General features: G+C 42.3%; 6 protein-coding genes. 3 read left to right on the top strand and 3 right to left on the bottom strand.

Annotation, left to right across the window (positions count from 1 at the left end; all coding sequences use genetic code 11):
• Nucleotides 1–8 precede the first annotated feature (8 nt).
• Nucleotides 9–2,219, bottom strand: coding sequence for a CapA family protein (locus A7985_RS15180; RefSeq protein WP_141685377.1), 2,211 nt, complete (start codon nucleotides 2,217–2,219; stop codon nucleotides 9–11).
• 237 nt (nucleotides 2,220–2,456) lie between these two features.
• On the opposite strand from A7985_RS15180, the gene tyrR reads away from it, so the two are divergent.
• On the top strand, nucleotides 2,457–4,013 hold the full coding sequence (gene tyrR / locus A7985_RS15175; protein WP_065791548.1) for a transcriptional regulator TyrR: 1,557 nt from the start codon (nucleotides 2,457–2,459) through the stop codon (nucleotides 4,011–4,013).
• A 28-nt stretch (nucleotides 4,014–4,041) separates the two neighbouring features.
• On the opposite strand, the gene A7985_RS15170 is transcribed toward tyrR, so the two are convergent.
• On the bottom strand, nucleotides 4,042–4,536 hold the full coding sequence (locus A7985_RS15170; protein ID WP_065791312.1) for a hypothetical protein: 495 nt from the start codon (nucleotides 4,534–4,536) through the stop codon (nucleotides 4,042–4,044).
• A gap of 164 nt (nucleotides 4,537–4,700) precedes the next feature.
• Between A7985_RS15170 and A7985_RS15165 the strand changes: the two genes are divergently transcribed.
• The gene (locus A7985_RS15165) at nucleotides 4,701–5,240 is read left to right on the top strand and encodes a thioesterase family protein (RefSeq protein ID WP_065791311.1); all 540 of its coding nucleotides are present in this window, start codon (nucleotides 4,701–4,703) and stop codon (nucleotides 5,238–5,240) included.
• Nucleotides 5,241–5,305: 65 nt separating this feature from the next.
• Here A7985_RS15165 and A7985_RS15160 read toward each other — a convergent pair whose 3' ends face one another.
• Complete coding sequence (locus A7985_RS15160; protein WP_081310597.1) at nucleotides 5,306–5,956, bottom strand: OmpW/AlkL family protein; 651 nt, start codon at nucleotides 5,954–5,956, stop codon at nucleotides 5,306–5,308.
• A 289-nt stretch (nucleotides 5,957–6,245) separates the two neighbouring features.
• Here A7985_RS15160 and dapE point away from each other — a divergent pair, with 289 nt between their 5' ends.
• Nucleotides 6,246–7,418: a succinyl-diaminopimelate desuccinylase gene (gene dapE / locus A7985_RS15155; RefSeq protein ID WP_065791547.1), complete on the top strand. Its 1,173-nt coding sequence runs from the start codon at nucleotides 6,246–6,248 to the stop codon at nucleotides 7,416–7,418.
• Nucleotides 7,419–7,441: the final 23 nt, after the last annotated feature.

The raw sequence follows: 7,441 nt of genomic DNA, 5'->3' as shown, positions 1-7,441 counted from the left end.
TTATTCCTTTATTGGAAAGACGAGAATGTAAGGCTAATTGTGACATCCTTTTGACTATTAACTTGTAAAAAGTCCATACCATGCATGGTGTTTTGTGCCCATACGCCATTGGTAAGTGTAATATCTTTTTGCCATGATATCAGTGCAATATCATCTAACATCAATGTTGCTTCTCCGTCATCCGGAGGGCTATGTAAAAATGTGAGCTTTACGGCTCTCGCTGGCAAGTTTTCAGGTCCTAGTACATTTGAGTCTTCGGGCAAGCTGAAGGAATGTTCAAACGATTGCCAGTCGTAATCGCCCGCAGCTTTTATTGAAAGGGTCTGCTCTGAAAACACCAAATTGTCTTCTGACGTTAAAATTGACATTTCAGCGCTTAATTCGCCCGCATTTTCGCCTTTGCTATAGCCATATAAGCTCATCTCGTGATAGGCCAAAAGTGTGGAGTCACCAGGGGTTATGGGCATCGTTCGAATTGTATGTTTGAAGGGCATTCTCAAGGGACGGTTGTCGAATTGCGTTCGTACTAAACACATGCCCTGACGGCCGCGGTAGGCACCCGTGAGGCAAGGCGTAATGTTGTCACTGTCGTTTTCCCAGCGAGAAACTTCGCCAAATTCGTCGTCGTTATCCCAATCTTCGAAATCACCAAATAGCATTAAATCTCGGCCTAGGCGCATCTCTGCTGATTCAGAACTTTGTATGCCAGTTAAAAATGCATTACTCGGTGCGTATGCTCTCAAGTCAACAATATGTTGACCCGCCGGAAGGGTAATTTGTATTGGTGTACTGGTTGTCGGCGACACCGTTTGTGAAAATAGGACTTCGGCAAAACCTTGCTTAGGTATGACAGCAACATTTGAGTCAGAAAACTCCCCGAGCCTACGTACTAAGTAGTCGCTCAAAAAGCCTGTAACCAATTTGGGTTGATAGTCTTCGAGATAGATTGGATACGCACGAGCGCTTTTAGTTTTGAGCTCTAAGGTCGGGTCAACTTCAACAATGACGGCGACGCCCAAAAGCGTTTCAATGCGATTTTGTTCAAAAACAAAGTTTCCCAGCCCTAAAAGTGCCGGGGTGCCATCGATTAACCCAAATCCTTGAGCTACGTGAGGATGGTGAGCAATCATGAGATCTGGGCTTTCAGCGCCCAATAGGTTAAATCGATTACTGATGTAGCGAGTCGGCGCGTAGGAATATTCGTCACCACCATGAAGCTGCGCAACCGCGAAGTCGCTTTGTGCAATTGCACTTCGCATTGCACTCCTTACGCTGGTGGTATCAGTTAAATCAGCGGCTCCCCCTTTTTGTGCGCTTGCTATGTAGTCAATAGGGTTATCTTCACCGGTGATCGAGGTTGCAGATATAATTCCCACAGTGAGGCCATTCACATTCGTGATAAGAGGCGCAAAGGCTTCACTAGCATTATTACCTGCACCACTGTGTAGTAGCCCAGCTTCTGTGACGTACTTTAGCGTGTCATCCAGTCCATTTTGCAAGTAATCATAAACATGGTTATTCCCCAAGGCGACGTAATCTACGCCTATCTCCGTAAGGCCTTGTAGTGTCTCCGGCAGAGAAAAGAAAGCAAACTCTTTGGTTGGGTGAACGCTGTTTGGGGTGCTTAATATGGGGGTTTCTAGATTAACTGAAGCAAAGTCCGCACTTTGTACGAGAGGTTTAACGTATTGAGTGAGTGCAATGGCATTTTCGGCAGCCGAACTTGCACGGATCAGCGCATCTTCAACATCTGGAACAAAATTTCCCATGGTGATTAACGATTGGTCCATATAACGTCGACCAAACATGGTATCCCCTGCAAAAAATAAACTGACAGATTGCGATGGCTTACTCTCAATATTGAGGTCAAAAGACTCCGTTTCATCATCTATTTGTAACGTTGTCAAATAGCTTTGAAAGCCAGGCTTGTTAATGGATATGGTATAGTTGCCTTGTGGTAAGTCAGGCAGAGCGACTTGCCCCAAGTCATCCGATGTATAGTTTATTCCTGAGATATTTAAAGTGGCATTTTTAACTGCCACGCCAGTTGCATCCTTAATGGTCAACGTGAATGTTGCAGATTGGGCGTTTTCTTTGTCTTGCTCAGCTTGCTCTTGCTGCTGGCTTTGAGTAGGGCCTGTCTCATATGGGTCTTCAACAGAGCATGCACTAAGAAGAATGGCTGTTAGAACTAAGACTATATTTTTTTCTATTCTCATTGTTCTCACCATTCATTTTAACATTGTTTAGTTATTTAGTATTATAAAGTGCAAAGGGTTTGGCATGCAATCTTTTCTACCTAGTTAAACGCCCAGTTTTTCATATATTTAGTTTAGTCCATTACTATTAATTTTGATGGACAAAATATCTGTCCAAAAATGTTTACAATTTGCTAGGCTGATGACTATTCTTAGAGTATGATCCGCACAGAGGTAAAAAACCGTTTTGAGGAACAGATGCGTTTAGAGATCCATTGCGCCGATCGAATTGGGATTGCACAGGAAATTCTCAATATATTGGTAAATTATCGAGTTGACCTAAAGGGGATAGAGGTTGATTCTGTAAATTGTCGTATGTATGTCAGCTTTCCGCCGATTGAGTTTGAACAGTTTCAAAAAATCATGCCTGAAATAAGGTTAATTGATGGTGTTGAAGACGTTCGCACGACAGCCTTTTTGCCTTCAGAGCGCGAGCATAATGAACTAAATACACTTTTGAGTGCACTGCCTGATGGTGTGATATCTATTGATGCAAAGGGTGGCGTTAGGCATTGCAATGATGCTGCTTGTAGAGACTTAAACTTGTCCTTAGATGAAGTGATTGGGACTAGTATTAATGTGCTACTAAAAGGGTTTAATTTTACGCGTTGGTTAGAAGGTACTGAAGTACTTGGCCAAACAACACGCGTTGAAGTTGGTGGTGAAGATTATATAGCAGACATCCTTCCAATTGCAGTTCCTCAAGGTGCTGAAGGTGACGTTCTGGCTGGTGCCGTAATAAATATCAAATCGCAAAGCCGTTTGGGACAACAGGTAAGTGCATTTAGACGCTACGGACAAGAAAGCTTCGCGACAATTCACAACCAAAGTACTGCTATGCGACGTGTTGTTAGAGAAGCGCGTAAGATGGCACAACTAGAAGCGCCTATCTTAATCACTGGCGAAACTGGCACGGGTAAAGAGCTGCTAGCAAGAGCTTGCCACTATGCATCTAATCGTTCCTTGAAGCCTTTTATTGCTTTGTCATGTGCTTCATTGCCCGACGATGTGGCGGAATCAGAACTGTTTGGCTATGCCAGTTTTGATGACAATGTGCCATCTAAAAGGGGTGTGTTAGAGCAGGCGGATGGCGGTACGGTCTTTCTTGATGAAGTGGGTGAGATGTCTGATCAACTACAGACTAAATTACTGCGCTTTTTACAAGATGGCACTTTTCGCAAGGTCGGTGATGAGAACGAAGTCAAAGTAAATGTTCGCATCATTGCAGCCACGCAAAAAGATTTACCTGCAATGGTACAAGAGGGGGGGTTCCGAGAAGATCTATACTACAGAATCAATGTACTTACCCTAGAAATAGCACCTTTACGAGATCGCAAGGCCGATGTAAAACCGCTAGCGGAACATTTTATTCAAAAGTATGCGCAACAAAATGGGCAAGCTGTACCTGCATTGCACCCAGAGTGCCTAGAGTTTCTCGAGCAGTATCCATGGCCTGGCAATGTACGCCAATTAGAAAATGCCATTTACCGTGCGGTGTCTTTGTTGGATGACAAAGAGTTACGCATTGAAAATATGCAATTACCAACTTTCACCCATGATTTGGGGTACTTAGAGTCTGATTTTGAGGGAACGTTAGAACAAGCAGTAAAACGCTTCGAGGCAACGTTATTAAGAAAGCTATACCCAGCTTACCCAAGTTCTAGACAGTTAGCTAAGCGATTGGGCTTGAGCCATACAGCTGTTGCAAATAAATTGCGAGAGTATGGCATCAACCGTAAGACGGTAAAAGTTTAAACAGCCATATTACCAAGAAGTAGTACGACTACTTCTTGGTCCCCATACTTCTCGTTACACCATCTAGTCTTACTGATTTAATACCTGATTCTTCGAAATGAACATCGATGCTGACGTTATTACGTGATAAAAAATAGTCGACATTGTTTAAGGTTAAGATATAGTCACCCCTTACGCGCGAGCTAAAAGTCTTTTTTGATAGCTTGAGCTTATGTCGGCCAATTTTCCATTCAAACTCTTCGATATATCCTGCATTGAATTCTTGGATCCACACTTTAGAGCCATCTTTACTCAGCGTGAGTGCAATAGAATAAGACTCAGGTAACTGAGACATTGAGTATGACTTTTTGCCAATACGAAACTTCTGATTGTTGGCATTCCACCCAAATCCAAAATCAAAGCTTTTTTCAGCCCCAGTTGGGTACGTGACGACACCTTTTCCATTTACGTCAAAATCTGCAAATGCGCTGAAACAGAAGAAAATAGAAGAAATAAAAAAACCAAATTTGAATATATTATTCATAAATACACACTGATTATGAGATTACTGAAAACTTAATTCAGTTTCTAAAATTAAGCAAGTAGCCGAATTTAAAGAGAAAGTGAATTAACTTACTGAACACGCTTGTTGCTATTAAGAGCTATGATACACTGGCTCAATAATTTACTGGTTAGACCAATTGAAACATGAATTTATATTTTCGACTATTGCTATTGTTTTGGAAAATTAAAAAAAACAAAACTTATGAGGGAATGCTAGATCCGACGACAATTGACTTTAGGGCACTACCAAGTGATTGTGATATCAATCTTCACCTAACCAATTCAAGGTACTTAGCGATGATGGATATTGCAAGAACTTGGATGACAGAACGGATTGGTTTGCTCGGAAAAATTCTCAAAAAGAAATGGTTTCCTATTGTTAATGCAACAGCTATCACCTACATACGTGATATTAAACCATTACAAAAGTTTTCCGTTACGACACAAGTCGTTGGCTGGGATCATAAGTACTTTTATATCGAGCAAAAGTTTCATTCACCGAGTGGATTGCATGCTATAGCTTATGTTCGCGGGGTCTTTAGAGGTAAAAAAGGGGTTGTCGCTGTAGAGGATCTATTAGCGCTTGCAGAGTTTGATGGTGAAATGCCTACTTTGCCTGACGAAGTCATACACTGGAAAGAAATGTTAGAGCAAAAGAAAATCAATAATAAAAAGGCCACATAAGTGGCCAAGGGGATTGAGGTTGCGATCCCTGCTATAATTGCTGCCCCATAGGGCAGCTACCGTACTTAGAACTTATACTTTGCACCAATCATTGCAACAAATGGGTCTATTTCTACATCTGAAGTCAATGCTTGAACGCCATTTGCGTAGACTGTTGCATCGGTATCTATGTCCATTTTAGATACCATGACATGCAAACCCCATTTGTCATTAATTTCGTAGTTAAAGCCCATTTGCAGTGCTAAACCAAATGAGTTGTCTAAATCTACTTTCACATCCTCTGTTTTTAAGGTTTGTTTTAATGCTGCACTAGCTTCTTCATCAAAGAATACTGTGTAGTTTAAACCTGCGCCGATAAAAGGACGGAACTTAGCGCTTGCGTCGAAAAAGTGGTACTGAGCGAGCAGTGTGGGTGGTAAATGCTTAATCTCAGCGATGTCGTTACCAGCCAATCCACCTTGCCCTTCAACGGTATGAGAAAAAGGCGTTGCAGTGACAAGTTCGAACACAATGTTGTCATTGTATTGGTAGTCAAAAGTAATACCAAGCTGTGTGTCTGAGTCGGCCGACAGTCCGAGTGCTCTATTTTCATTAATCGCAGATGCGCTATCGATTGGGTTTACGTGAATCGCACCCACGTTAACGCTAAACTGAGCTTGTGCAAGGGGTGCAGTTACTAGCAGGGTTGAAAGTAATGCAGCTGTTAATTTATTCATTTTCATCTCCTGAACCTATGCAAGGTAAATCTTTCTGATGTGTCCATACTAAGGGGAAGGTGAGTTCGAAAAACTGTTCTAGATCAACTTTAATTTGTCAGTTTTCAGAAATATCTGAAAATTTGATTTGGATTAAGTTTTTACATTTTTGCAAGTAAGGTTGAGACGCAACTTGTCGTTTAAGCTCAGTACAAACCCTCATTGAGTAATAAAATTGCAATCAACACGACATACACCAGACATTTTTAAGTCGTTTAATGTAATGAAACTGGTTGATTGGCAAATTGTGATGTCTCACCTACTGCAAACTTCTACAGGATCTTACTCATCGACCGTCGATGTGTTACGACACTTGATACAAGCCCGCTCGATTACGCCGAATGATGCGGGCACTTTAAACTTTCTCGAATTTCAACTTAAAAAGTTGGGTTTTTCAGTAGAGCAATTGGTGTGCAATGGTGTAAAAAATCTTATTGCGACACGGCATTTTGGCGATGGGCCCACTCTTGCGTATTCGGGCCATGTTGACGTGGTACCGGCGCAGCCAGAAGGGTGGCTGGTCGACCCCTTTTCAGGGCAGGTGATTGATGGCGTAATGTACGGTCGAGGTGTTGCGGACATGAAGGGGTCGATAGCGGCAATGTTGAATGCGACGCGGCAGCTATGTTTGGATACTTCGCCAAGTGTGGGGACCTTTTACTGGCTCATCACATCCGATGAAGAGGGGGAAGCGGAGTATGGATCTTTAGAAATTGCGCGACATTTACAAAGCAAAGGCGTGGTATTAGATGCTTGCTTAGTTGGAGAGCCAACGTCAAACAAAACGGTTGGTGATACCATTAAAAATGGGCGTAGAGGCGCTATTTCTGGGCGCATAACCATTCATGGCAAAGCTGGCCATGTTGCGTACCCAGATAAAGCAGTCAATGCTGCACATATTGCTGGAGAATTGGTAACTAAACTAACGGAGCTCTGTTGGTCAAAGGATGTGCCCGGTTCTCAAACCACGCTGCAAGTAACAGGTATCACGATTCCCAATATTGTTGACAATCTTGTGCCAGCGAACTGTGAATTGACATTTAACATCCGTTATAGCCATGCGTATAAAAGTCAGGAAGTATGTGAGATTGTAGAGTCATTGACTCAGCAACCTAAATTTTCAGCTCAGCTGCAATGGGAACGCCCTTGTGAGTCTTTCTATACGGGTATAAAAGACAACAATTGCTTTTTGTCACTAGTTGAACACGCAATATCAAAGGAGTTGGGTCACTTTCCTGCTCTGAGTACCGCCGGTGGCACTTCAGATGGACGCTTCTTTGCAAATAACAATACACAGGTTGTTGAATGCGGTGTGAAAAATGAGTCTATTCACCAGGTAAATGAACATGTTTCAATTGCAGACTTAAATGCGATAGAGTCAATTTACCTGCGTATTTTGCACGATTTTTTTAGCACCAAATAGTCGCGTTGATGTGGTGTGTTGTC

The sequence above is a fragment of the Pseudoalteromonas luteoviolacea genome, from assembly GCF_001696455.1.
Classification (GTDB): domain Bacteria; phylum Pseudomonadota; class Gammaproteobacteria; order Enterobacterales; family Alteromonadaceae; genus Pseudoalteromonas; species Pseudoalteromonas luteoviolacea_C.
This window is presented reverse-complemented; position numbering and strand designations above follow the sequence as displayed.

What these genes read in the sequence shown, in the direction of transcription:
- A7985_RS15170 (WP_065791312.1), bottom strand. Translation starts at nt 4,536, where the DNA reads ATGAATAATATATTCAAATTTGGTTTTTTTATTTCTTCTATTTTCTTC.
- A7985_RS15160 (WP_081310597.1), bottom strand. Translation starts at nt 5,956, where the DNA reads ATGAATAAATTAACAGCTGCATTACTTTCAACCCTGCTAGTAACTGCA.
- A7985_RS15180 (WP_141685377.1), bottom strand. Translation starts at nt 2,219, where the DNA reads ATGAGAATAGAAAAAAATATAGTCTTAGTTCTAACAGCCATTCTTCTT.
- A7985_RS15165 (WP_065791311.1), top strand. Translation starts at nt 4,701, where the DNA reads ATGAATTTATATTTTCGACTATTGCTATTGTTTTGGAAAATTAAAAAA.
- dapE (WP_065791547.1), top strand. Translation starts at nt 6,246, where the DNA reads ATGTCTCACCTACTGCAAACTTCTACAGGATCTTACTCATCGACCGTC.
- tyrR (WP_065791548.1), top strand. Translation starts at nt 2,457, where the DNA reads ATGCGTTTAGAGATCCATTGCGCCGATCGAATTGGGATTGCACAGGAA.